General features: G+C 71.9%; 19 protein-coding genes. 6 read left to right on the top strand and 13 right to left on the bottom strand.

Translation table 11 applies throughout. From position 1 onward, the window contains the following. The first annotated feature begins 719 nt into the window (after window positions 1-719). Window positions 720-1,625 (top strand): NAD(P)-dependent oxidoreductase, encoded by a 906-nt coding sequence (locus BLT59_RS05160; RefSeq protein ID WP_091777163.1) that lies wholly within the window; start codon window positions 720-722, stop codon window positions 1,623-1,625. A 46-nt stretch (window positions 1,626-1,671) separates the two neighbouring features. Here the strand turns inward: BLT59_RS05160 and BLT59_RS05155 are convergent, their stop codons facing one another. The 3 genes from BLT59_RS05155 to BLT59_RS05145 all read right to left on the bottom strand — a co-directional run bounded on the left by BLT59_RS05155 (window position 1,672) and on the right by BLT59_RS05145 (window position 4,197). Then, window positions 1,672-1,908 (bottom strand): DUF6894 family protein, encoded by a 237-nt coding sequence (locus BLT59_RS05155; protein WP_091777162.1) that lies wholly within the window; start codon window positions 1,906-1,908, stop codon window positions 1,672-1,674. Between the two features lie 72 nt (window positions 1,909-1,980). Beyond that, the gene (locus tag BLT59_RS05150; RefSeq protein WP_091777161.1) at window positions 1,981-3,912 is read right to left on the bottom strand and encodes an ABCB family ABC transporter ATP-binding protein/permease; all 1,932 of its coding nucleotides are present in this window, start codon (window positions 3,910-3,912) and stop codon (window positions 1,981-1,983) included. 84 nt (window positions 3,913-3,996) lie between these two features. Beyond that, entirely contained in the window at window positions 3,997-4,197 is a 201-nt protein-coding gene (locus BLT59_RS05145; RefSeq protein ID WP_091777160.1) for a DUF1127 domain-containing protein, read from the bottom strand. 104 nt (window positions 4,198-4,301) lie between these two features. Here BLT59_RS05145 and BLT59_RS05140 point away from each other — a divergent pair, with 104 nt between their 5' ends. Next, complete coding sequence (locus BLT59_RS05140) at window positions 4,302-5,636, top strand: aminotransferase-like domain-containing protein (protein ID WP_091777158.1); 1,335 nt, start codon at window positions 4,302-4,304, stop codon at window positions 5,634-5,636. An 11-nt stretch (window positions 5,637-5,647) separates the two neighbouring features. On the opposite strand, the gene BLT59_RS05135 is transcribed toward BLT59_RS05140, so the two are convergent. After that, entirely contained in the window at window positions 5,648-7,141 is a 1,494-nt protein-coding gene (locus tag BLT59_RS05135) for a LysM peptidoglycan-binding domain-containing protein (protein ID WP_091777156.1), read from the bottom strand. Window positions 7,142-7,368: 227 nt separating this feature from the next. Here BLT59_RS05135 and BLT59_RS05130 point away from each other — a divergent pair, with 227 nt between their 5' ends. Next, a complete protein-coding gene (locus BLT59_RS05130; protein ID WP_091777154.1) occupies window positions 7,369-7,965 on the top strand; it encodes an LOG family protein in 597 nt (198 codons plus the stop codon). A gap of 72 nt (window positions 7,966-8,037) precedes the next feature. Here the strand turns inward: BLT59_RS05130 and BLT59_RS05125 are convergent, their stop codons facing one another. Further along, entirely contained in the window at window positions 8,038-9,699 is a 1,662-nt protein-coding gene (locus BLT59_RS05125) for a methyl-accepting chemotaxis protein (RefSeq protein ID WP_244513840.1), read from the bottom strand. Between the two features lie 401 nt (window positions 9,700-10,100). Between BLT59_RS05125 and BLT59_RS05120 the strand changes: the two genes are divergently transcribed. Beyond that, complete coding sequence (locus BLT59_RS05120; RefSeq protein ID WP_091777153.1) at window positions 10,101-11,888, top strand: methanol/ethanol family PQQ-dependent dehydrogenase; 1,788 nt, start codon at window positions 10,101-10,103, stop codon at window positions 11,886-11,888. On the opposite strand, the gene BLT59_RS05115 is transcribed toward BLT59_RS05120, so the two are convergent. Next, window positions 11,842-12,771: a LysR family transcriptional regulator gene (locus BLT59_RS05115; RefSeq protein ID WP_091777151.1), complete on the bottom strand. Its 930-nt coding sequence runs from the start codon at window positions 12,769-12,771 to the stop codon at window positions 11,842-11,844. The genes BLT59_RS05120 and BLT59_RS05115 overlap by 47 nt on opposite strands. Before the next feature lie 92 nt (window positions 12,772-12,863). Here BLT59_RS05115 and BLT59_RS05110 point away from each other — a divergent pair, with 92 nt between their 5' ends. After that, a complete protein-coding gene (locus BLT59_RS05110) occupies window positions 12,864-13,733 on the top strand; it encodes an aldo/keto reductase family oxidoreductase (RefSeq protein ID WP_091777149.1) in 870 nt (289 codons plus the stop codon). Between the two features lie 158 nt (window positions 13,734-13,891). Here BLT59_RS05110 and BLT59_RS05105 read toward each other — a convergent pair whose 3' ends face one another. From BLT59_RS05105 to BLT59_RS05075, 7 genes are all read right to left on the bottom strand, one after another. After that, window positions 13,892-15,121: an ABC transporter substrate-binding protein gene (locus BLT59_RS05105; RefSeq protein WP_091777147.1), complete on the bottom strand. Its 1,230-nt coding sequence runs from the start codon at window positions 15,119-15,121 to the stop codon at window positions 13,892-13,894. Window positions 15,122-15,518: 397 nt separating this feature from the next. Beyond that, window positions 15,519-16,403 carry a beta-keto acid cleavage family enzyme gene (locus BLT59_RS05100; RefSeq protein WP_091777145.1) on the bottom strand — a complete coding sequence of 295 codons (885 nt, stop codon included), beginning with the start codon at window positions 16,401-16,403 and terminating at the stop codon, window positions 15,519-15,521. Window positions 16,404-16,421: 18 nt separating this feature from the next. Beyond that, window positions 16,422-17,180, bottom strand: a complete 759-nt coding sequence (locus tag BLT59_RS05095) for an SDR family NAD(P)-dependent oxidoreductase (protein ID WP_091777144.1) — start codon at window positions 17,178-17,180, stop codon at window positions 16,422-16,424. Further along, the gene (locus BLT59_RS05090) at window positions 17,177-18,127 is read right to left on the bottom strand and encodes a 3-hydroxyacyl-CoA dehydrogenase family protein (RefSeq protein WP_091777142.1); all 951 of its coding nucleotides are present in this window, start codon (window positions 18,125-18,127) and stop codon (window positions 17,177-17,179) included. The genes BLT59_RS05095 and BLT59_RS05090 overlap by 4 nt, the downstream gene beginning before the upstream one ends. Window positions 18,128-18,192: 65 nt before the next feature. Beyond that, on the bottom strand, window positions 18,193-19,044 hold the full coding sequence (locus BLT59_RS05085) for an AAA family ATPase (protein ID WP_091777140.1): 852 nt from the start codon (window positions 19,042-19,044) through the stop codon (window positions 18,193-18,195). A 199-nt stretch (window positions 19,045-19,243) separates the two neighbouring features. Beyond that, the gene (locus BLT59_RS05080; RefSeq protein WP_091777138.1) at window positions 19,244-19,885 is read right to left on the bottom strand and encodes a hypothetical protein; all 642 of its coding nucleotides are present in this window, start codon (window positions 19,883-19,885) and stop codon (window positions 19,244-19,246) included. Then, a complete protein-coding gene (locus BLT59_RS05075; RefSeq protein ID WP_091777136.1) occupies window positions 19,882-21,141 on the bottom strand; it encodes an ATPase in 1,260 nt (419 codons plus the stop codon). Before BLT59_RS05075 ends, BLT59_RS05080 begins: the two co-directional genes overlap by 4 nt. Before the next feature lie 313 nt (window positions 21,142-21,454). Between BLT59_RS05075 and BLT59_RS05070 the strand changes: the two genes are divergently transcribed. Next, window positions 21,455-23,299 (top strand): cation:proton antiporter domain-containing protein, encoded by a 1,845-nt coding sequence (locus tag BLT59_RS05070; protein ID WP_091777134.1) that lies wholly within the window; start codon window positions 21,455-21,457, stop codon window positions 23,297-23,299. Window positions 23,300-23,320 lie beyond the last annotated feature (21 nt).

The raw sequence follows: 23,320 nt of genomic DNA, 5'->3' as shown, positions 1-23,320 counted from the left end.
CGCGGTGTCTTCCGACGCCCCGGACCTGCGCCTGCCTGCCAAGCGGTCTCTGCGAGGCGCACGCACCTCCGGAACCCGCTATCAGCGCCGTGGCCTTCCAGCCGTCCCGCCTCGTCGTGGGCGGGTCCGCAGGTCGCTCAGGGTCAGCCCAGAAGCGGGTCGGCGCGGGGGCATTTCCGCACCCGCCGGGCAAAGCACCGCCCGGTCTCACGCCCGCCACCGAGACACGCCCCGTACCGGTTCGCCGCCCGGGGCGATGGCGGCTGAGAGCCACCGACGCAGGCACCGCCCTCACCCACGGACCCGCCCGGTCAGCCACCGGACGAGCCCCTTGAAGGACGCCCCAGGATCGCTCCCGAAGCGCCGTGGGCAGGTGCGGCTAGGAAGCACAAAATAGGAACATTGTCAAGATCGGGGAGCGATGGGGCGCCTCGACGCGTGAGCGCGCGGCGCGGGTCCCCTCTCCCGCACGCGAGAGGGGGTAGGGCGCGGATGTCGCGACCGGAGGCGCCTGCCATTCAGACCGTTGCAGCACGACCGGGAGCGGCCCAGAGCCGCCTTCGGATCCGGATCCCGGATCCCGTTGCGCGGCCCCGGGATGACCTGCCTCCCACGAATGGCAGGGGCCGGGACTGGAAGACGGCCCCGTCCGGCGACATGCTGGCGCGGCGCCTCCCCCACACGGGCGGGCACCCGGCACTCGGAACAGGGACAACCGCATGGCTGCGCGCCTCGCCCTCCTCGGTCTCGGCGCGATGGGGCATCCCATCGCCCGCAACCTCGCCGCCAAGCGGGACTCCGACGGCGAGACGCTCGTCGCGATCGATTCCGATCCGGTTCGCCTCGCCGGCCTCGACGCGCCGGGCCTCGTCGCCACGACCGATCCCGGTCAGGCCGCCGGCGCCGACGTGCTGTTCCTGTGCCTGCCGAACGGCGACGCGGTGGAGGCGGCCCTCCTCGGGACCGGAGCCCTGGCGGAGCGCCTCGCCCCGGGGGCGGTCGTGGTGGATCTCAGCACCATCGCGCACGCCAAGGCGCTGGCGATCGGCCGCGCCGTGGCGGCGACGGGGCGGTCCTTCGTTGACGCGCCCGTCTCCGGGGCGCCGGCCGGCGCCGAGGCCGGAACGCTCACCGTGATGTGCGGCGGCGAGGCCGGGGCGGTCGCGCGGGTGCGCCCGCTCCTGGAGCGGATCGGCACGACCCTCCTCCACATGGGCCCGGCCGGGTCCGGCCAGCTCACCAAGACGATCAACAACGTGCTCTACGACATCAACATCGCGGCGCTGGCCGAGGTGCTGCCGATGGCCGTCGCCATGGGGCTCGACCCGGATCAGGTCGCCCAGGTGGTCACCACGGGTACGAGCCGGAGCTACGCGGCGCAGTATTTCGTGCCGCGCATCCTCCAGGGCCGCTTCGACGAGGGCTACCCGATGGGGGCGGCCTACAAGGACCTCGTCGCCGCCGCGGCGATCGCGGCGGAGAACGGCTTCCCGATGCCGGTCACCGCGGCCGCCACCGCCACCTACCAGACCGCCCTGCGCCAGGGTCACGGCGACCGGGACAAGGGTGCCATGGTGCTGCCGTTCGAGGACCTGCTCGGGGTCCGGGTGCGGTCGCGGCCGTAGAGGCATCGGGCGGTCGATCCCGACCGTCCCACCCGCGCCCTGGAGCTTACGGCAGCTCGAGCACGTCCTTCAGCGGCACCACCGCCAGGACCTGACCCGACGCGTCGGCGATCTCGAAGGACTGCCCGGCCAGCACCGCGCCGTCGACCCGCTGGATCTCCAAGAGCGCCCGGGCGGAGCGCTCGGCCTCGCTGCGGGCGGCGTCGAGGTCGGGCAGGTCGGAGCCGTCGAGATCCTCGACCCGCCACTGACCGTGCCGGATGTGCAGGTAGAAGCGCGGCATAACCGGAAAACCGCGCTTACCGCCTCGGGTTGCGTTCCGCCTGGACTGCGCTCTCCACGTGTGGCCTCCCGGTCACTCCGCGGCCTCGGTCTCCGGCACGGCGGCGTGGCCCGACCGGGGCGGGAGCACCGGCGCGTCGGCGCGCTGGAGCACCTCCAGGGCGGCGTCGGCCTCCCGCTGGCGGTCCCACAGCGCCGCGTAGACGCCCCCGGCCTCCAGCAATTCGGCGTGGGTGCCGCGCTCGACGATTCGGCCGTGATCGAGGACCAGGATCGCGTCGGCATTGACCACCGTGGACAGGCGGTGGGCGATGACCAGGGTGGTGCGGCCGCGGCTGACCCGGTCCAGAGCCGACTGGATCTCGGCCTCCGTGAAGGAATCGAGCGCCGAGGTCGCCTCGTCGAGCACCAGGATCGGCGGCGCCTTCAGGATGGTCCGGGCAATCGCGACCCGCTGCTTCTCGCCGCCCGAGAGCTTCAGGCCGCGCTCGCCCACCGGCGTGTCGTAGCCCTCCGGCAGGCTCGACACGAAGCGGTCGATCTGGGCGAGCCGGGCCGCCTCGCGCAGCTCCGCGTCGGTGGCGTCGGCGCGGCCGTAGCGGATGTTGTAGCCGATCGTGTCGTTGAACAGCACCGTGTCCTGCGGGACCATGCCGATCGCCGCCCGCAAGCTCGCCTGCGTCACCGCGGCGATGTCCTGCCCGTCGATGCTGATCCGGCCGGCCGACGGCTCGTAGAACCGGAACAGCAGGCGCGAGAGCGTCGACTTGCCGGCGCCCGAGGGCCCCACCACCGCCACCGTCTGGCCCGCCGGGATCTCGAAGGAGACGCCGCGCAGGATCGGCCGCTCGGGATTGTAGGCGAAGCGGACATCCGCGAACCGCACCGTTCCGCCCGCCACGGCGAGCGGAGCGGCGCCCGGCCGGTCGGCGATCTCGGGGTTCTGCCCGAGGATGCGGAACATGTCGTCGATGTCGATCAGCGCCTGTTTGATCTCGCGGTAGATCATGCCCATGAAGTTGAGGGGCATCGCGAGCTGCACCAGCATGGTGTTGGCGAGCACGAAGCCGCCGATGGTGGTGCGCCCGGCCAGGATGTCCCGGGCGGCGAGCCACATCACCACGGTCATGCCCAGCGTGAAGATCACCGCCTGGCCGGCATTGAGCACCGCCAGCGACACGTAGGTCTGGGTCGAGGCCTTCTCGTATTTCGCCATCGACTCGTCGTAGCGGGCGGCCTCGCGGGCTTCCGCGCCGAAGTACTTGACCGTCTCGTAGTTGAGCAGCGAATCGACCGCCTTGGTGTTGGCGTCCGTGTCCGACGCGTTCATCCGGCGGCGGATGGCGATCCGCCACTCGGTCGCCTTGTAGGTGAAGGCCAGATAGGCCGCGACCGTCAGGAAGGCGGTCGCCGCGTAGGTCCAGCTGAACTCGTAGGCCAGCACGCCGAGCACCAGCACGAACTCGACGATGGTCGGCACCAGGGTCAGCACCATCAGGCGCGACAATTCCTCGATGCCGGCGCGGCCGCGCTCCAGCACCCGGGTCAGGCCGCCGGTCTTGCGCTCCAGGTGGAAGCGCAGCGACAGGCGGTGCATGTGCTCGAAGGTCTGGAGCGCCAGCCGCCGCACCGCGTGCATCGCGACCTTGGCGAACAGCCCGTCGCGCACCTGGGTCAGCGCCGACATGGCGATCCGCGAGACGCCGTAGAGGGCGATCAGCAGCATCGGCGCGGCGAGCAGGCCGGTGGGCACCGGCGCATGATCGCCCGCTTGGCCGCCGACCGCCGCGACCAGCGCGTCGGTGATCCACTTGAAGGTGAACGGCGTCACCATGGTCACGAGCTTGGCGGCGAGCAGCAGCCCGAAGGCCAGGAAGACCCGGCGCTGCAGATCGGGCCGCCCGTGGGGCCAGAGATGCGGCCAGAGCCGCCGGTAGGTGGCGATCAGGCCGGGGCGCTCGGCCGGGATCTTCGGCCCGGCCGCGGGCGCGGTGTCATCGGTCATGGGGATTCTGGGAAGCGTGTCGCGAGACCCGCATATAGGCCGGTGATCGCGCCGGATCACCCGCGCTGCGTGCATGTCCCCGTCTCACGCCCGCCAGAACGGCTTCCCGATCTCGGCGCGCAGGTCCCACGGTTCGAGGCCGGCGTCCCGGGCCTGGTCGGGGTGGAGCGCCGCCAGGGCGCGGCGCGTGCGGATCCGCTGCAGCCACGTGCGGAGCAGGGACGGGCGCGGGGACGGGCGCGGGCGAACGAGGGCGCGTGACGACGACAATGTGACGGCAGGCATCGCAGACGATCCGGTGGCGGGAATGCAGTCCGGCCGGGATTGCTGGCGCAGCATTGATCCGATACAAAACTCGGATCAATCGAAACATTGACCTCGGAGCAATTATGCGAGCCGCGGATTACCGCTCCGTCGCCGACGCGATCGCGGCCGACATCGCGGCGGGCCGGCTCCGCCCCGGCACGCGGCTGCCGCCGCAGCGCGACTTCGCCTATGCCCGCGGCATCGCGGTCTCGACGGCGAGTCGCGTCTACGCGGAGCTGGCCCGCCGGGGGCTGGTGACCGGCGAGGTCGGGCGCGGCACCTATGTCCGCAGCGATCCGGGGCGTGCCGGCCTCCTCCGGCCGGAGCCGCCCCCGGCGGCCCTCGACCTGCAGCGGACCCATTCGCGCCTGCCCGAGCAGGAGGCCGTCCTGGCCGAGACCCTGGCGGCGCTCGCCCGCGACGACGGCCAGATCGGCTTCAGCCAGTACGGGCCCGCGGGCACGCCGTCGGCGCAGGCGATCGCCGCCGGGTTCCTGGCCCGGGAGGGCTACGCCCCCGATCCCGCCGACATCCTGTTCACCGGCAACGGCCGGCAGGCGCTGGCCGCCGCCCTGGCGGCCCTGGCGGCGCCCGGCGAGCGGATCGGCTGCGAGCCCCTGACCTATCCGGGGGTGAAGGGCATCGCGGCACGGCTCGGGATCACGCTGATCCCGCTCACCATGGACGCCGAGGGCGTCTGCCCCGAGGCGCTGCTCCAGGCCCACCGGGCGACCCCGCTGAGCGGCGTCTATCTCCAGCCGACCCTGCACAACCCCCTCGGCGCCACGATGGGGCCGGCGCGCCGGGCCGCCCTGGCGGAGGTGCTGGAGCGGACCGGGCTCACCGCCATCGAGGACGCGGTCTACAGCTTCCTGGCCGAGGCGCCGCCGCTCGCCGGCCTCGCGCCGGACCGGGTGATCTTCGTGGACAGCCTGTCGAAGCGGGTGATGCCGGCGCTGACGGTCGGCCTGATCGCCGCGCCGCCGTCCCTCACCGACCGGCTCGCCGCCTCCGTCCGCCAGGGCGCCTGGACGGTGCTGGGCCTGTCGCTGGCGGCCGGCATGCACTGGATGGCGGGGGGCTCGGCCGCGGCGCTGGCTGAGGCCAAGCGCCGGGACGCCGCGGCCCGGCAGGCCCTCGCCCGGGCGGCTCTGGCCGACCTGCGGTTGGTGGGCGATCCGCAGGCCTACCACCTCTGGCTGGAACTCCCCGAGACCTGGCGAGCCGAGGCCTACGCGGCCGCGGCCCTGCGCCAGGGCATCGCCCTCCTCCCGGCCTCGGCCTTCGCGGTCCATCCCGGTCACGCGCCGAACGCCGTGCGCCTCGCCCTGGCCTCGCCGTCCCGGGAGGAGCTCGACCGGGCACTGCGCAGCCTGCGCCGCCTGGCCTTCGCGGGCGACGATCAGGTGGTGGAGTAAGGCGGGACCGCTCAGCCGCGCTTGTCGGTGGGCAGCACGAAGATCTGGCCCGGATAGATCAGGTCCGGATCGCGGATCTGGTTCTGGTTGGCGTCGTAGATCACCGTGTAGCGCTCGCCGCGGCCGTAGGTGCGCTGGCTGATCCGCCAGAGATTGTCGCCGCGGGTGATCCGGGCGGTGCTGATCTCCGGCACGAACACCGCGCCGACCTGGTTCGGCCCCGCCATGTCGGCCATCGGGGCGTTCGAGGCGGCGGCCGGGGGCGATGCCGCGGCCGGCCCGTCCCGATCGGCACCCGCCCGCGTGCCCTGATCGCGCACCCCGCTTTGGGCGGGCGACGGTGCGGGCTCGGCGGTCTCCCGGGCGGCAACCTGCGCCGGCTCCGGCACCGACAGGGGAACCGCCGCGCGGCTGGCGACCTTGCCGGTGGCCGGATCGACCTGGTCGATCCGCACCTGATACTGGCCGGGCTTGAGCCCGCGCCCGATCGTGAAACTCGCCCGTCCGTCCGGCCCGATGCTGCCCGGGGCGACCGGCGTGTCGTTGAGGTAGAGCTGGATCCGCGCTCCCGGTGTGCCGGTGGCCGTCACGAACAGGCGGCCGTTCCCCTGCACGTCCACGCTGACGATCCGGGTCGTCGCCGACCCGGACGCCGCGGCCTCGCGGTTCTCTCCCGTCCCGGCCGGCCGCGCCGTCGGCGCGCCGCCGGTATTCCTGCCGCCGGGTTCGGCGCCGGGCTTGGGACCAGTCTTGGGACCAGGCTCGGGGCCGACCTTCGAGCCGACCTTGGCGCCGGCCCTGGCGTCGGCCGTCGCGCCAGGCTGCGACAGCACGACGGTTGCGGCGTCCGGGGCGGTCAGGGCCACGAGGGGCTGGCGGTCCCGTCCAGGGGCGACGTCCACCGCGACGCTCTGCTGCGACTCGGTCGCGCGCCCGTCCACGCCGGTCATGCGCAGGCGCAGGGTGCTGGCGCCCGCCGGCAGGGCCGGCGGCACGATCGCGAACTGGCCGTTGGCGTCGGCCTTGGCCCGGGCCACGGGCTTGCCGTCGACCAGCATCTCGATCGCGGCGTCCGGTGCGCCGCGGCCGGCGACCACGGCATCGCCGTTCGGCTCGATGCGGACGATGTCGAAGCGCGGCGCCTCGGCCGCGTCCGGCCGGCGCGAATCCGCGCCCGGGCCGGGCCCGGCCTGCGATGCGCCGGGCGCGGCGACGCGGGGATCCGGCGGGAGCGCGGCCATGGTGCCCGCCCCCGGCGCCGGGCTCGCCCGGCCCGGCTTGTCGTCGCGGAAATCGATCGCCGGATCGGGGCGGCCGGCCTGGGCGCCCGGATCGGCGAGGCTGCGCAGGCTGCCGCTCGGCACCGACGGTGCGGACGTCGCCGGGCCGGAGCGGCCGGTGAAGCGCCGCAGGGAGTCGCCGCCGAACAGCGCCAGCACGAGTCCGAGTCCGCCGAGGAGACCGGCGAGCGCCAGGGCGAGACTGCGCCGCACCTGTCTCGACATCGCCACGAAGGCCTCCCCTGATCCTGCCGCCGCCCGTCGGGCGGGCCCTGCGCCCGCGCGAAAATCGTCGACGGCGCCGCCCATAATACCGTACATGGTCCCGACACCAAGCCGTCCCGCCGCCCAGGCGGGTGAATCCCCCGCGAATTCAGCAGTTTGGCACGTGGAGTGCCGGTTGCGGGGCTCGTTCTGGACGGCTCGCAACGGACGCGCGAGGAGGGCGCCGGATGGCTCCGGTGAGGACAGTCTGTGTCTATTGCGGCTCCGGCTTCGGCCGCGACCCGGCCTTCCGCGCGGCGGCCGAGACCCTCGGCACCGCGGTCGCGCAGGCCGGGATGGGCCTCGTCTATGGCGGCGGCGATGTCGGGCTGATGGGCACGGTGGCGCGTGCGGCGCTCGCCGCCGGCGGCCACGTCACCGGCATCATCCCGGATTTCCTCCAGGCGCGCGAGCACATGCTGGCGGACATCCAGGAGACCGTGGTGGTGTCCGACATGCACACCCGCAAGCGCCTGATGTTCGAGCGCTCGGACGCCTTCGTGACCCTGCCGGGCGGCATCGGCACCCTGGAGGAACTCGTCGAGCAGCTGACCTGGGCGCAGCTCGGGCGGCACCGCAAGCCCGTGGTGCTGGTCTCGGTCGCCGAGTTCTGGTCGCCGCTGCTGGCCCTGTTCGAGCACATGCGCGGCCACGGCTTCATCCGCGAGGGGCTCGATCTCAGCTACCTCGTCGCCCGCGAGGCGGCCGACGTGGTGCCGATGCTCCGCCAGGCCGGCCACGAGCCGGATCCCCAGGCCGAGACCATCGTCCAGCAGCGGATGTAGCCGCGGATTTGAGAGGCGGAAGGGGGCGGCGCGCGGGGCGCGGGCCGCCCCGAACCCCCGATGCCGGCGCGATCAGGCTGCGCGCACGTCGGCGATGAAGCGCTGGACCTCGGCGCCGAGCCGCTCGGCGTGGCCGGACAGGGCCGAGGCCGAGGCGAGGACCTGCGTGGCCGCCGCCCCGGTCCCCTCGGCGGCATCGGCCACGCCCGTGATGGTGGTGGTGACCGCCCCGGTCCCGGCCGCCGCCTCCGCGACGTTGCGGACGATCTCCTGCGTCGCCGCCGATTGCTCCTCGACCGCCGTGGCGATGCTGGTGGCGACGCTGTTGATCTCGCGGATCCGTCCGGTGATCGAACCGATGGCCGCCACTGCCTCGGTGGTCGCCCCCTGGATCTGCCCGATCTGCGCGGCGATCTCGTCTGTGGCTTTGGCCGTCTGGTTCGCCAGTTCCTTGACCTCGGTGGCGACCACCGCGAAGCCACGCCCGGCCTCGCCGGCCCGCGCCGCCTCGATGGTGGCGTTCAGCGCCAGCAGGTTGGTCTGCCCGGCGATGTTCGAGATCAGCCCGACCACGTCGCCGATCCGGGTCGCGGCGGCGCTCAGCGCCTGCACGGATTGGGCGGTCCGGTCGGCCTCGCTCACGGCACCCTGTGCCAGGTCCGCCGAGCCGGTCACCTGCCGGCCGATCTCGGAGACCGACGAGCCGAGCTGCTCGGCCGCGGAAGCCACCGTCTGGACGTTGGTCGATGCGGCCGCCGCCGCCGAGGCGACGGTGGCCGATTTCATCGCCGTCTCGTTGGCCGTGCCGGTCATGCTCTCGGCGGTGGCCTGCAATTCGGTGGCGGCGTCCGAGACCACCCGGATGATCCCGCCGACCGTGCGCTCGAACCCGTCGGCGATCGCCTGCATCGCGGATTTGCGCCGCGCCTCGGCCTCGGTGCGGGCCTCGGCGGCCTCCGCCTCGAGGGTGCGGCTGCGGATCAGGTTGTCCCGGAACACACGGGCGGACCGCGCCGTCTCGCCGATCTCGTCGAAGCGCTCGGTGTAGGGGATCGCGACGTCGCTCCGGCCGTCGGCGATGCCGAGCAGCACCTCGCCGATCCGGCGGATCGGGCGGGAGACGCCGAAGATCATCAGCAGCGCCGACGCCAGCACGACAGCGAGGCCGACCAGCCCGATGATCAGGCCGCGCCAGCTCGCCGCATCGGCCTGGGCCAGGGCGGCCTCGGTCGCGCCCGCCGTGAAGGACTGCGCGTTCTTGATCGATTCGCCGATGACCCGGTCGGCCGCGGCCTCGATCTCGCCGAGCGCCCTGCGCGCCTTTGCCCGGGCCTCCGGCTGCCTCTCCGTCAGGTACGACCGGGCGTCGCCGGCGTAACGCAGCAGCCCCTCCTGGGTCCGCTTGAGCACGTCGGGCTTGAGCGCGATGGCGATCGGGCGATCGAGGCCCTCGGCGGCCGGACGGGCGATCTGGTCGAGTTCCCTGGTGGCCGCTTCGTCGAGCCTGTCCGCGGGCCGGGCTTCGAGGCTGTGCAGGGCGTCGCGCATCCGGGCCATCGCGAGCTGCGCACCCACGATCCCGTTCAGGATCGTCTGCTCGCGGCCGATCGCCGCGATATTGCCGACCATGGTCTGTGCGCTGAACCATTGGTTGGCGATCATGCCGAAGACCAGAAGGCAAGCCGTCACCGCGGCGATGGTGACCTTCGTGCCGATCTTGAACTTGAGTGTCACCGTTCATCCCCCGTCGCGAACAGGGAACATCGCCGATCGCGCAGCGCAAGTCATCGTCCTTTTGACAAAGTCCAAGGAACGACGATCTCGTTCGGCTTCATGATCTTGGATAAAAACTATGCTATCGGCTTAATGTGCTAATACTGGCGCGGAAAATAGCAATATTACTGTAATGATGTCAGAAAATATTGTTCGACAAGAAATATTTAACCCTTCTCGCGAATGCGCGCTGCCTCCGAGCAACGACATGGAGGACGCCGCGTCGCCCACGGTGCCGGAAAGGCTCGGCGGGCGACGCGGCGGTGCGTCGGCGATGTCGGCCGGGTCCGACGCGCGGGCGGATGCCCGGCATCCGGTGTAAGAGGCCGCCGGCTCCCGCCTCGGACGAGGAATGGTTCAGGATGCGCGCTTCCCTCCTCGCGGCCCTGCCGCTCGCCTGCCTCGCCGGCGGGGCATCGGCCGACCCGGGGCCGGTCCTCCAGACCCTGGACTACGCCAACACCCGCTATTCCGATCTCGACCGGATCGACGCCGGCAATGTCGGCCGCCTCAAGGTCGCCTGGACCTTCTCCACCGGCGTGCTGCGCGGCCACGAGGGCGCGCCGATCGTGGTCGGGCACGTGATGGTCGTGCACACGCCGTTCCCCAACGTGGTCTACGCCCTCGACCTCGACCAGGGCGGGAAGATCCTGTGGCGCTACGCGCCGCGGCAGGACGCGAGCGTGATCGCGGTGATGTGCTGCGACACGGTCTCGCGCGGGCTGGCCTACGCGGACGGGCGGCTGTTCCTGCAGCAGGCCGACACCACCGTGGTGGCGCTCGATCCGGAGAGCGGCCGGGTGCTGTGGTCGGTGAAGAACGGCGATCCGGGCCGGGGCGAGACCAACACCGCCACGGTCCTGCCGGTGCACGGCAAGCTCATCGTCGGGCTGGCGGGGGGCGAGTACGGGGCGCGCTGCCACGTCACCGCCTACGATCAGGCGACGGGCAAGCGGCTCTGGCGCGCCTACGCCACCGGGCCGGATGCCGACATGCTGGTCGATCCGGAGACGACGACCGAGCTGGGGCGCCCGATCGGCACGGATTCCTCCCTGAAGAGCTGGGCGGGCGACCAGTGGCGGACCGGCGGCGCCTGCAGCTGGGGCTGGTTCTCCTACGACCCGGATTTGAACCTCGTCTATTACGGCACCGGCAATCCCGCGACCTGGAACCCGGCCCAGCGCCCGGGCGACAACCGCTGGTCTCAGGCGATCATCGCCCGCGACGCCGATACGGGCATCGCCCGCTGGGTCTACCAGATGACCCCCCACGACCAGTGGGACTATGACGGCGTCAACGAGATGATCCTCACCGAGCAGGTGATCGGCGGCCGGCCGCGCAAGGTGCTGACCCATTTCGACCGCAACGGCTTCGGCTACACGCTGGACCGCGCCACGGGCGCATTGCTGGTGGCGGAGAAGTTCGACCCCACGGTCAACTGGGCCAGCCGGGTCGAGACGGATCCGGCCGCGCCGGGCTACGGCCGGCCTCTGGTCGACAAAAGCTATGCGCCGGGCGAGGCCGAGGAGGACGAGACCACCAAGAACATCTGCCCCGGCGCGCTCGGCGCCAAGAACCAGCAGCCCGCCGCCTACTCGCCCAAGACGCGCCTGTTCTACGTGCCGACCAACCACATGTGCATGGATTACGAGGCGTTCCGCGTCACCTACACGCCCGGCCAGCCCTATGTCGGCGCGACCCTGACCCTGCACCCGCCCGAGGGTTCGGGCCGGACCGGGGCGTTCATCGCCTGGGACGGCGCCAGGGGCCGGATCGCCTGGACGATCCCGGAACCCTTCTCGGTCTGGTCCGGGGCGCTCGCCACCGCGGGCAACGTGGTCTTCTACGGCACCCTCGAAGGCTACCTGAAGGCGGTCGATGCCCGGGACGGGCGCGAACTCTACCGGTTCAAGACGCCGTCCGGCATCGTCGGCAACGTCACCACCTACCTGCACGACGGAAAGCAATACGTGGCGGTGCTCTCGGGCGTCGGCGGCTGGGCCGGGATCGGGCTGGCGGCCGGGCTCACCGATCCCGCCGACGGCTCGGGGGCGGTCGGCGGCTACGCGGCCCTGTCGCAGTATACGGCGCCGGGCGGGCAGCTCACGGTGTTCGAACTGCCGGATCCGGCACCGCCGGCCGGCCACTGACGAAATCCACGAAGGCGCGCAGCGGCGCCGGCAGGTGCCGCCGGCCCGGATAGTAGAGGAACGGCCCGGAAAATTCCTGCCACCAGGGTTCCAGCACCGGCTCCAGGGCGCCGCTCTCGAGATGCGGGCGCAGCCAATCCTCGAACAGGTGGACGATCCCCGAGCCGGCGACCGCCGCCGCCACCGCGAGGTCGCTGGCGCCGACGCGCACGATCAGCGGCCCGGACGGGTCCACCCGGACGATGGCGCCGTCGCGCTCGAATTCCCAGGGCGCCGTCAGCGCGCCGCTGGGGAAGCGGCCGAGCAGGCAGGCGTGCTCCAGGAGGTCGCGCGGATGGCCCGGCCGGCCGCGTCGGTCGAGATAGGCGGGCGACGCCGCGGTGGCGAAGCGCTGCCGCCGCGGGCCGATCGGCACGGCGATCATGTCCTGCTCCAGCCGCTCGTCGTAGCGGATGCCGGCGTCGCAGCCCGCCGCCAGCACGTCCACGAAGCCGTCCTCGACCACCACCTCCAGGCGGATCTCCGGGTAGGCCGCCAGGAAGGGCGGCACGAGCGCCGGCAGCACCAGCCGGGCGGCGCTGAGCGGCACGTTGAGCCGCAGCGTGCCCGCGGGCCGGTCGCGGAACCCGTTCACCACGTCGAGGGCGGATTCCACCTCGGCGAGCGCCGGGCCGAGCCGCTCCAGCAGGCGGGCGCCGGCCTCGGTCGGCGCGACGCTGCGGGTGGTGCGGTTCAGGAGGCGCACGCCCAGCCCCGCCTCCAGCCGGCGCACCGCCTCGCTGAGGCTCGACGCGCTCCCGCCGCTCGCCCGGGCGCCCTCGCGAAACCCGCCGGCCCGCGCCACGGTCACGAAGGCGGCGAGGTCCGCGAGATCCTGGGTCATCGTTCGAGAATCCGCACAGGCCGTGCCGATTGTCACGGCTTATCGGCGCAAAAACGGGCGTCTACATCCGGGGCACCAACAGGAGATTTGCCATGACCGATCTCGCGCAGGCCGGGACCTTCCGACTCGGCGACCGCACCGTGAAGCGCCTGGGCTACGGGGCCATGCAACTCGCCGGGCCCGGCGTGTTCGGGCCGCCCAAGGACCGCTCCGCCGCGGTCGCGGTGCTGCGCGCGGCCGTGGCCGCGGGCGTCGACCACATCGACACCAGCGACTTCTACGGGCCGCACGTCACCAACCAGATCATCCGCGAGGCGCTGCACCCCTACCCGGACGATCTCGTGATCGTCACCAAGGTCGGCGCCAGGCGCGGGGCCGACGCCTCGTGGAACCCGGCCTTCTCGGCCGCGGACCTCACCCAGGCGGTCCACGACAACCTGCGCAACCTCGGCGTCGATGCCCTCGACGTGGTCAACCTGCGCCTGATGTTCGATGTCCACGGCCCCGCGGAAGGGCCGATCGAGGCGCCGCTGACGGTGCTGGCGGAGCTGCAGCGGCAGGGGCTGATCCGCCGGATCGGCCTGAGCAACGCCACGCCGCGCCAGGTCGCGGACGGGCGCCGGATCACCGACATCGTCTGCGTGCAGAACCAGTACAACCTCGCCCATCGGAGCGACGACGCGTTCATCGATGATCTGGCAGCGGCCGGTATCGCCTACGTACCGTTCTTCCCGCTGGGTGGGTTCAGCCCGCTGCAGTCGGACACCCTGTCGGAGGTGGCGGCCGGGCTCGGGGCGACGCCGATGCAGGTGGCGCTCGCGTGGCTGCTGCGCCGGTCGCCCAACATCCTGCTGATCCCGGGGACGTCCTCGCTCGGCCACCTGCGGGAGAACCTCGCGGCGGCCGCGCTCGCGCTCCCGGATGAGGCGATGGCGGCCCTCGACCGGATCGGGGCGGCGTGAACGGCTTCCGTTCGGACGCGTCGGTTGCGGTCTCCCCTCCCGTCATCGCGAGCGTAGCGAAGTGACCCAGGGCAGCGCGACGACGGTCGGCGTCGCGCCGTCTGGATTGCTTCGCTCCGCTCGCAAAGACGGCGGTGCCGCCATGATCGACTCGACGCCTACTTCGCCGTCTGCTGCGCCAGCATCGGGCAGCCGCCCTCGCTCATCGGCCGGAAGGCCTGCTCGGCGGGGATCGTCTCCAGCACCTTGTAGAGGTCCCACTCGCCCTTCGACTCGGCGGGCGCCTTGGCCTCGAACAGGTACATCGGGTGGATCTTGCGCCCGTCCGGACGGATCGTGCCCTTGCCGAACAGGGGGTCGTCGGTGGGCATCTCCTTCATCTTGGCGACCACGGCGGCGCCGTCCTTGGCCGAGTGCAGGGCTTCCACCGCCTTCAGGTAATGCAGCGTGCTGGCGTAGACGCCCGCCTGGTAGGAGGTCGGCTTCTTGCCGGGCATCCGCTTCTCGAAGCGCTCCGCGAAGGCGCGGGTGCCGTCGTTGAGGTCCCAGTAGAACGAGGCGGTGAAGGCGAGGCCCTGCGCCACCTCCAGGCCCAGCGAGTGGATGTCGGTGATGGCGATCAGCAGGGCCGCGAGGGTCTGGCCGCCCTGGCGGATGCCGAATTCGTGCGCCTGCTTGATGGCGTTGGCGGCATCCAGCCCGGCATCGGCCAGCCCGATCACCTGCGCGCCCGAGGCCTGGGCCTGGAGCAGGAACGACGAGAAGTCCGGGTTCGGGAACGGCGTGCGCACGCCGCCGACGACCGTGCCGCCGTTCTTCTCCACCACCGCCTTGGTGTCGCGCTCCAGCGCGAGGCCGAAGGCGTAATCGGCGGTGATGAAGTACCAGGACTTGCCGCCGCGCTTGAGCATCGCCTTGCCGGTGCCGTTGGCGAGCGCCGCGGTGTCGTAGGTCCAGTGCACGGTGTTGGGCGTGCAGGCCGGGCCGGTGAGGTCGGCGGTGCCGCCGCCCGAGTTGATGAAGGCCTTGTTCTTCTCCTTGGTGATCTGCGCGATGGCGAGCGCCACCGAGGAGGTCGGCACGTCGAACACCGCGTCGACGCCGTCGCGGTCGTACCATTGCCGGGTGATGGAGGCGCCGACATCGGGCTTGTTCTGGTGGTCGGCGGCGACGACCTCGACCTTCAGCCCATGCGCCTCCGGCTTGAAGTCCTCGACCGCCATGCGGGCGGCGACCACCGAGCCCTCGCCGGTGGAATCGAAGTAGACGCCGGAGCGGTCGTTCAGCACGCCGATCTTCACCGGCACGAGGTCGGCCGCGAGCGCCGCGCCGGCGCCGAGCGCGCACAGACTTCCGAGCAGCCGCGCGGCGAGGTGGCGGAGCGTCATGTCTCTCTCCCTGTCGTGTCGCACCCGGCGGCGTTGATCGCCGCTCGGGATGTTTCCGAATGCAGACTATCCGTGGCGGTTCGCGGCCGGAACGGCCGCCGGTGAGGATGCGGGCGATCCGTCAGGGGCGGGCTTTCCCCTCCCCCACTGAGGCTACGATATTCGCACATCGTCGGCCGAGACGCGCGCTCCTCCCCCTTGCGGGGAGGAGCCGGAGGTGGGGGTGGTTCAGGATGAGGCGGTGCGGTGCCTTCTGCACCACCCCCACCCCTGGCCCCTCCCCGCAAGGGGGAGGGGACAAGCGCTTTTCTTTCACACCGTTGGTGTCGGACTGAGACGTGTAAATCCGTTGGCCCACAGAGGGGGGAGGAAGATCCGCGGCAGGCGCGCAGGCCATCTACCCCCGCGGCGCCAGCCCGAAGATCGCCCGCGCCTGGTCGGGGGTGGCCGGCTCCCGGTCGATGTGCGCGAGCAGGCTCACGGCCTTCTCGACCAGCGCGGCGTTGCTCGGCGCGAGTTTTCCGCGGGACAGGTACAGGTTGTCCTCCAGTCCGACGCGGACGTTGCCGCCCATGCCGGCGGCGACCGCGAGGATCGGGAACTCCTCCCGGCCGATGCCGAAGGCCGACCAGATCGCGTCCTCCGGCAGCCGCGCCCGCATCGCCACCAAAGCCTCCGGCGTCGCCGGGGCGCCCCAGGGGATGCCGAGGCAGATCTGGAACAGGGGCGGGCGCGCCAGATGCCCCTCGGCGATCAGGTGCCGGGCCAGCTCGATCTGGCCGAGATCGAACACCTCGATCTCCGGCTTCACCCCGGCCGCCCGGATCTGCGCCGCCATGGCGCGCAGGTGGCCGGGGGTGTTCAGGAACAGGTGCTCGCCGAAATTCATCGTGGCGATGTCGAGGGTGCAGATCTCCGGCCGCAGCGCGCCGACGTGCCGGGTGCGGACCTCCGGGGCCACGAAGGTCGTGCCCGGGCCGGCGACCGCCGGGTCGGGGTCGCCCGGCACGAACCGCCCCCCCGCCCCCGTGGTCAGGTTGAGGATCACGGCGTCGTTCTTCTCGCGGATCCGCTCCACCACCTCGCGGTAATGGGCGAGGTCCATGCTGGGCGCGGCGGTCTCGGGATCGCGGACGTGGATGTGGACCACCGCGGCCCCGGCGGCGGCGGCTTCGAGCGCCGATTGGGCGATGGCCTGCGGACTCACCGGCACGGCCGGGTTCTTCCGCGGCGTGTCGAAGGAGCCCGTGAGGGCGCAGGTGATGACGGTGGTGCTCGACATGTGTGTGCTCCCCGAGCGTCAGATCGCGCCGCCGTCGACCGTGATTGTCTCGCCGGTGATGTAGGCCGCGCCGGCCGCGAGGAAGAAGATCGTCTCGGCGATGTCCTCCGGCCGGGCCATCCGGCCGAGCATGGTGCGCCCCACGGTCGCGGCCTTGCGCTCCTCCGACCAGGGCTCGGTCCAGGGCGTGGCGACGAGGCCCGGCGCCACCGCGTTGACCCGCACGTCCGGCGCCAGCGCCCGGGCGAGGCTGCGGGTCAGGTTGATCAGCCCGGCCTTGCTGGCCGCGTAGGCCACCGAGGAGCCCCGCCGCCCGAGCCCGGCGACCGACGCGGTGTTGACGATGGCGCCCCGGCTCGCCTTGAGGGTCGCGGCCGCGGCCCGGGCGCAGCGGAACGGCCCGAGCAGGTTGGTCCCCAGGATCGTGGCCCAGAACGCCTCGGTCATCGCGTCGAGGTCCTCGAAGGCGATGGGCGTGGTGGTGCCCGACGTGCCGGCATTGTTGATGAGCACGTCGAGGCCGCCGAGCCGGTCGATCCCGGCCGCCACCATCGCCTCGGCTTGCCCGGGCGCGGACACGTCTCCGGGCAGCGCGATCACCGAGAGCCCTGCTCCGGCGAGCCGGGCGGCCTCGGCGGGGCCGCGGGAATCGTCGGGCAGGTGGTTCAGCGCCACCGCGGCGCCGTTGCGGGCGAAGATCGCGACGGTCGCCAGCCCGATGCCCGAGGAGGCCCCGGTGACGAGGACGCGCCGTCCGGACAGGTCCGCTCCGATCATGATCCCTCCATCCGGCCGATCCCGGCCATCGCCGCCTTGAGCGCCAGGAGCTTGCGGTCGCGCTCCTGGAACAGCTCTTCCGGAGAGCGCCCGCCCCAGTCGAAGTAGCCGCGCCCCGCCATCACCCCGGTCCGGCCGGCGGCGCAGAGGGCATCGAGGGTCTCGGAGCGGGTGCGCGGCGGCGGCGGCGCGTAGCTGCCGTTGGCCAGCGCCCGCTGCGTCAGCTCCAGGCCGGTGAAATCGGCCTTGGCGAGGTGGCCGAGGATCGGGATGCGCAGCGAGAGGCCGTGGATGATCGCGTCGTCGATGTCCCGCGGCGCGGCGACGTCCGCGTCGAGGAGCCGGAACACCTCGGCGCTGATCGCCTGCTGGATGCGGTTGGCGATGTAGCCGGGGATGAAGCGCTTCAGCACGATCGGGACCTGGCCGAGGGCGCGCACGAGGTCGGCCATGGCGGCGACGACCGCCGGGTCGGTGCCGGGCCCCGGCACCACGTCGACGAGGTCGACGATGTAGGGCGGCGTGTACCAGTGCAGGATCAGCGCCCGCGCCTGCCGGCGTTCCGGGATCAGCGGGAAGACGTCGAGGTAGCTGGTGTTGCTGGCGAGGATCGCGTCGGCCGGGCAGAGCCGGTCGAGCTCCGCGAAGAGCGCGCCCTTGGCCTCCGGGTTCTCGGTGATCGCCTCGATGACGAGGCCGGCGCCCGACACCGCCGCGTCGAGCTCGGCCTCGACCCGGACGGCCCGGTCCAGCCGCGCGGCATCCCAGCCCTCCGCTGCGGCGCCCGCCTCCCGCAGGGTCGCGAGCGCCGATGCCATGAGGCCGGGGATCCGCGCGCGGGTCTCGGGCTGCGTGTCGGTGATCCGCACGCGGTGTCCGCCGAGCGCCAGCACCAGGGCGATGCCGTGCCCCATCACGCCGCCGCCGACGATCGCGATCTCGCCCATGCCGCACGCTCCTGTCCCTGTCCCGGGCTCCTCTCTCGGGAGTCCTCGGGTCTTCCGTCCGGCCCTCAGCCGCCGCGCTGGTCCCGGCGCATCATGAAGGCCAGCTTCTCGAACAGGCTGACATCCTGCTCGTTCTTCAGGAGCGCCCCGTGCAGCGGCGGGATCAGCTTGCGGCCGTCATGCTCGCGCAAGGTCTCGGGGGCGATGTCCTCGGAGACGAGGAGCTTCAGCCAGTCGAGCAGCTCCGAGGTCGAGGGCTTCTTCTTGAGGCCCGGGACCTCGCGCATCGCCAGGAAGGTCCGCAGGGCCTCCTCGACGAGGCGGTGCTTGATGCCCGGATAATGCACGTCGACGATGCGCTGCAGCGTCTCGGCGTCGGGGAACTTGATGTAGTGGAAGAAGCAGCGGCGCAGGAACGCGTCCGGCAGCTCCTTCTCGTTGTTCGACGTGATGATCACGATCGGCCGGCGCACGGCCTTCACGGTCTCGCCGGTCTCGTAAACGTGGAACTCCATCCGGTCGAGTTCGGTGAGGAGGTCGTTGGGGAACTCGATATCGGCCTTGTCGATCTCGTCGATCAGCAGGACCGGGCGCTCGGGCGCCGTGAACGCCTCCCACAGCTTGCCGCGCCGGATGTAGTTGCCGATCTCCGAGACCCGCGGGTCGCCGAGCTGGGAGTCGCGCAGGCGCGAGACCGCGTCGTACTCGTACAGGCCCTGCTGCGCCTTGGTGGTCGACTTGATGTTCCAGACGATCAGCGGCGCGTTCAGCCCCTTGGCGATCTCCTCGGCCAGCACGGTCTTGCCGGTCCCGGGCTCACCCTTCACGAGGAGCGGCCGTTCCAGGACCACGGCGGCGTTGACCGCCGCGGTGAGGTCGGGGGTCGCGACGTAGGTCTCGGTTCCGGAAAAGCGCATCGCGGTCTCGGAGAGGTGGGCTCGGGCCCAGGGGTAACGCGCCGTGCCGCCGGGCCGCAAGCGCCGAGCCCATCTGGCCAAATCTGTCCGAGCCCGTCATCACGAGCGAAGCGAAGTGACCCAGGGCAGCGCGACGTTTTGAGGCGTGACGACGCCCTGGATTGCTTCGCTCGCAAGGACGGTATCGCCGCGAGCGATCTCAGCCCTTCTCGTGCCAGACGCAGTTCCGGGCCAGGATCTCCAGGTTGACGTCCGACTTCTGCGGCTGCGGCAGGGTCTTGCCGTCCATGGCGAGGTCGATCTTGATCTCGACCTGACCCTTCGCCTCGGCCGTGCGGCGGGAGAAGTAGCAGTATTGCTGGTAGGGCTGGTCGGCGCTGTCCTTGAAGTTCCAGCCGGTCACGATCTGCCCGTCGAGGTAGGGCACCTGCTTGAACACCGTGAAGGTGGTGTTCACCGCAGCCTTCGAGGCCGGGGCCGCGTCGCTGCCGAGCTGCGCCCGGGTGGGCGTCGGCGAGGCGGCGACCTTGGGCAGGCCCTCGAGCTTGAGCGTGTTGTCGGTCAGCGTGACCTCGCCCTTGGTCTTCAGGGTCACGTCCGAGAGCGCCGCCTGCATGGCGGCGGCGATCTTTTCCGCCGCGGTGTCGAACTGGTTCAAGGTCGCCCAGCCATAGGCCGCGGCGCCGACGCCGATGCCGGCGAGGCACGCGAAGGCGCCGAAGCCCAGGGCCCGGAACAGGAAAGCCCGGGCCGCGACGTAGCTCGAATCCGCCCGCAGGCGGGAATTCACCTGCTGAGCGAGGGCGATGTTCTCAGGGGTCCCGCTCGCGACGTAGTTCATGCGCCGGCTCCAGCGGCAGGGAGGGTCGGGCCCGGATGGGTCTGGTTGGGCATCGCCTGCTGACCCGGGGCCGGGCGGTTCATCGGGATCACCGCGCCCGAGGCGTTGGCGGCCCGCGGCAGGATCGGCTCGGGATGCGAGCGCAGGGCGTCGGCGATCGCGTCGAGCATGTAAGGAGCGGCCTCCGGATTCACGGCGGCGCCGAGATCGTCCTCGTCCATGAAGGTCCGGCGGGTCGAGACCGCGCAGAGCGCCAGAATGGTCGACGCGAAGGCGGCGCAGACCGCGGGCAGGAACACGAAGATCCGCAGGAAGGCGTGGACCTGGCTCTCGGTCACGTCGATCGGGTCGACGCCGTAGACCATGGCGGTGAAGGAGTGGAGCTGCGAGCGGTTGACCGCGTTCCGGTAGCCCTGCTCGGCGTCGGCCACGCGGCGGTCGGCGGCGCCCGGATCGAGGGCGGCGCGCGCCTTGCGGGCCTCCTCCAGGTCCTTGATCATCCCGGCGCGGTCGGCGGACGCCTTGGCGACGCCCTGGGACAGGGCGGCGACGCGGGGATCGGCCACGCATTTCAGGTTCTGGTACTTCCGGCCCTTGCTGTTGGTGCCGAAGACCCGCTCGCAGCGCTGGGCCGGCAGGCCGGCGAGCTGCTGGGCGTTGTCGGCGGAGCGCTTCTCGATCTGGTCGAGCTCGGCCGTGTACTGGGCCACACGCTCGTCCGCGGCCTTGATCCGGTCGCCGATCGTGGCGCGGTCGGCCTGGGCGTCCTTCAGGGCGGTCTTGGTCCGGGCCGCCTCCATCAGGCGGGGGTGGAACATCATCTCGCCGAGCTGCGACACCGACTTGGTGGTCACGCCCGCCGCGAAGATGATGCCGAGCACCGCCAGGGCGCGCACGAAGTACGAGCGCTGGGTGCGGGCCAGGATGCCCAGCGGCACCCGGCACAGCTCCACCGCCGCGTAGACCAGCGGGGCCAGCAGCATGAAGTAGAAGGCGTGCCAGTCTCCGTCGCTGTAGACGCCGGCGAACAGCCACGCGCCCCAGAGCGAGGCGCCGATCACCATGAACTCGACGAGGTACGCGATCCCCACGTAGCCCCACTTTATGCGGTAGCCCTTCTCGACGTGGCGCTGGTGTCGCCAGCGATCCGTCTCGAGCCTCCACTCGCGCTTCTCGCGCTCGAGATCGCGGCTGGGAGGCGCTGGCGGACCGGAAAATATCGATTTGATGGAGATCATCGGCCTCGTCGCATCCATCCGGTCCAGTTCCGGGCTGGGCCCGGCCGAGCTTAACCCCCGGTTAACTCAGGCGTGTATGCGCCCATTGTGCCGATTTTGAGCCGCGTTGCACGCCTCCACCGCACGCATCCTCTGGATGGCCGGCTCCATCCCGCGTGCCGGTGACGGAAATGTCTCACCCCGGGTCTGTATCCGGCTTGTGTCAGATCGCACATGTGCGGGACCGGTCGGGGGCCGAATCCGGTTGCTCGAAGGGCGGGCCCAACCCATGATCGCGCAGCCGTGATCGGCATCCCCCTGCCCCCGAGAGACGAGGTTCGATCCGCCGCCGATGCCAGAGGTCCACGCCGGCTCCTACAAGGAAGCGATCCTGTTTCTCGTCACAGCGGGCATCGTGGTGCCGCTGTTCCACCGCCTCCGGATCTCGCCGGTGCTCGGCTTCATCGGCGCCGGCGCCCTGCTGGGACCCTTCGGCCTCGGTCGCCTGGCCGATGCTCATCCCTACGTGCACCTGTTCACCATCGGCAATCGCGCGGAGATCGCGCATCTCGCCGAGTTCGGCGTGATCTTCCTGATGTTCATGATCGGGATCGAGCTGTCCTGGGAGCGCCTGCGGGTCCTGCGCCGGCTGGTCTTCGGCCTCGGCTCCCTGCAGGTGGGCTGCTCCGCGCTGATCCTCGGGGCGATCCTCTACGGGCTCAACGTGCCGCTCGCCGGCGCAGTGATCGTCGGCATCGGCCTCGCCCTGTCGTCGACCGCCGTGGTGCTGCCGGTTCTGGCCGAGCAGAAGCGGCTGAACGCGCCCACCGGCCGCACCAGCTTCGCGGTCCTGCTGTTCCAGGATCTGGCGGTGGCGCCGGCCCTGTTCGCGATCGCGGTGCTCGGCCGCGACGATGGCGGCGACAAGGGCTGGGCGCTCGCCATGGCGCTGGGCCAGGCCGCCGTCGCGCTGGTGCTGATCGTGGTTGCCGGCCGCCTCGCTCTGCGCCCGCTGTTCCAGCTCGTGGCGCGCACGCGCTCCACCGAGCTGTTCATGGCGGCCTGCCTGCTGGTCATCGTCGGCACGGCGCTGACCGCGGCGGCGAGCGGCCTGTCGATGACGCTCGGCGCCTTCGTGGCCGGCCTGCTGCTCGCCGAGACCGAGTACCGCCGGGCGATCGAGGCGACGATCGACCCGTTCAAGGGCCTGCTGCTCGGCGTGTTCTTCGTCTCGGTGGGCATGAACCTCGACCCGGCCCAGCTGATGGCGACGCCCGGCGCGATCCTCGGCCTGTCGCTGGCGCTGGTCCTGATCAAGGCCGCCGTGGTGATGATGGCGGCCCCGGTCCTGAAGATCCCCCGCCCGGTGGCCCTGGAGACGGCGCTCCTGCTCGGCCCGAGCGGCGAGTTCGCGTACGTGCTGATCGGCGGAGCCATGGCCACGGGGCTCGTGCCCGAGGATGTCGGCGCGGCGGCCCTCGTGGTGACCACCGTCACGATGATCATGATCCCGGCTCTGGCGGCGATCGGCCGGCGGCTCAAGATGCGGGCGACGGCCAGCGCCCAGGCCGCCGTCAAGGCGGAGCCGTGGCCGGAGCGGGTGGAGAACCGGGTGATCGTGGCGGGCTTCGGCCGCGTCGGCCGGCAGGTCGGCGAGATGCTGGAGCGGCACAAGATCCCGTATCTCGCCCTCGATTCCGACGCCGCCCGGGTCGCCGAGCAGCGCCGCGCCGGGGCGCCGGTCTATTTCGGCGACAGCGGCAACACCGAGATGCTGCGCCGCTGCGACATCGCCACGGCCCGGGCGCTGGTCGTCACCCTCGACAATCCCCGCGCCGTCGAGGCTGCGGTGGCGGCAGCCCGCGCCGAGCGGCCGGACCTGACCATCGTGGCCCGGGCCCGCGACGCCCGCCACGCCTCCGCGCTCTACGAACTCGGCGTCGACGACGCGGTGCCGGAGACGATCGAGGCGTCCCTGCAGCTGTCCGAGGCCGTGCTGGTCGATGTCGGCGTGCCGATGGGGCTGGTGATCGCGTCGATCCACGAGCGGCGGGACGAGTATCGCACCTTGCTGAAGAAGCGCGAGAGCGAGGCGAAGCCGATCTTCCGGGCCCGGCGGACCGTGGGCAAGGCCCTGGGCAAGGCGCCGGTCAAGCGGGAGCCCGAGCGCCAGGAGGCGGCCGGCCAGGAGGCCTGAGGGCGGCCTTCCGCGGTCGTC

Source organism: Methylobacterium sp. UNC378MF, from assembly GCF_900103195.1.
Classification (GTDB): Bacteria; Pseudomonadota; Alphaproteobacteria; order Rhizobiales; family Beijerinckiaceae; genus Methylobacterium.
The sequence above is the reverse complement of the archived record's forward strand: the minus strand, read 5'-3'. Positions and strand labels throughout refer to the sequence as shown.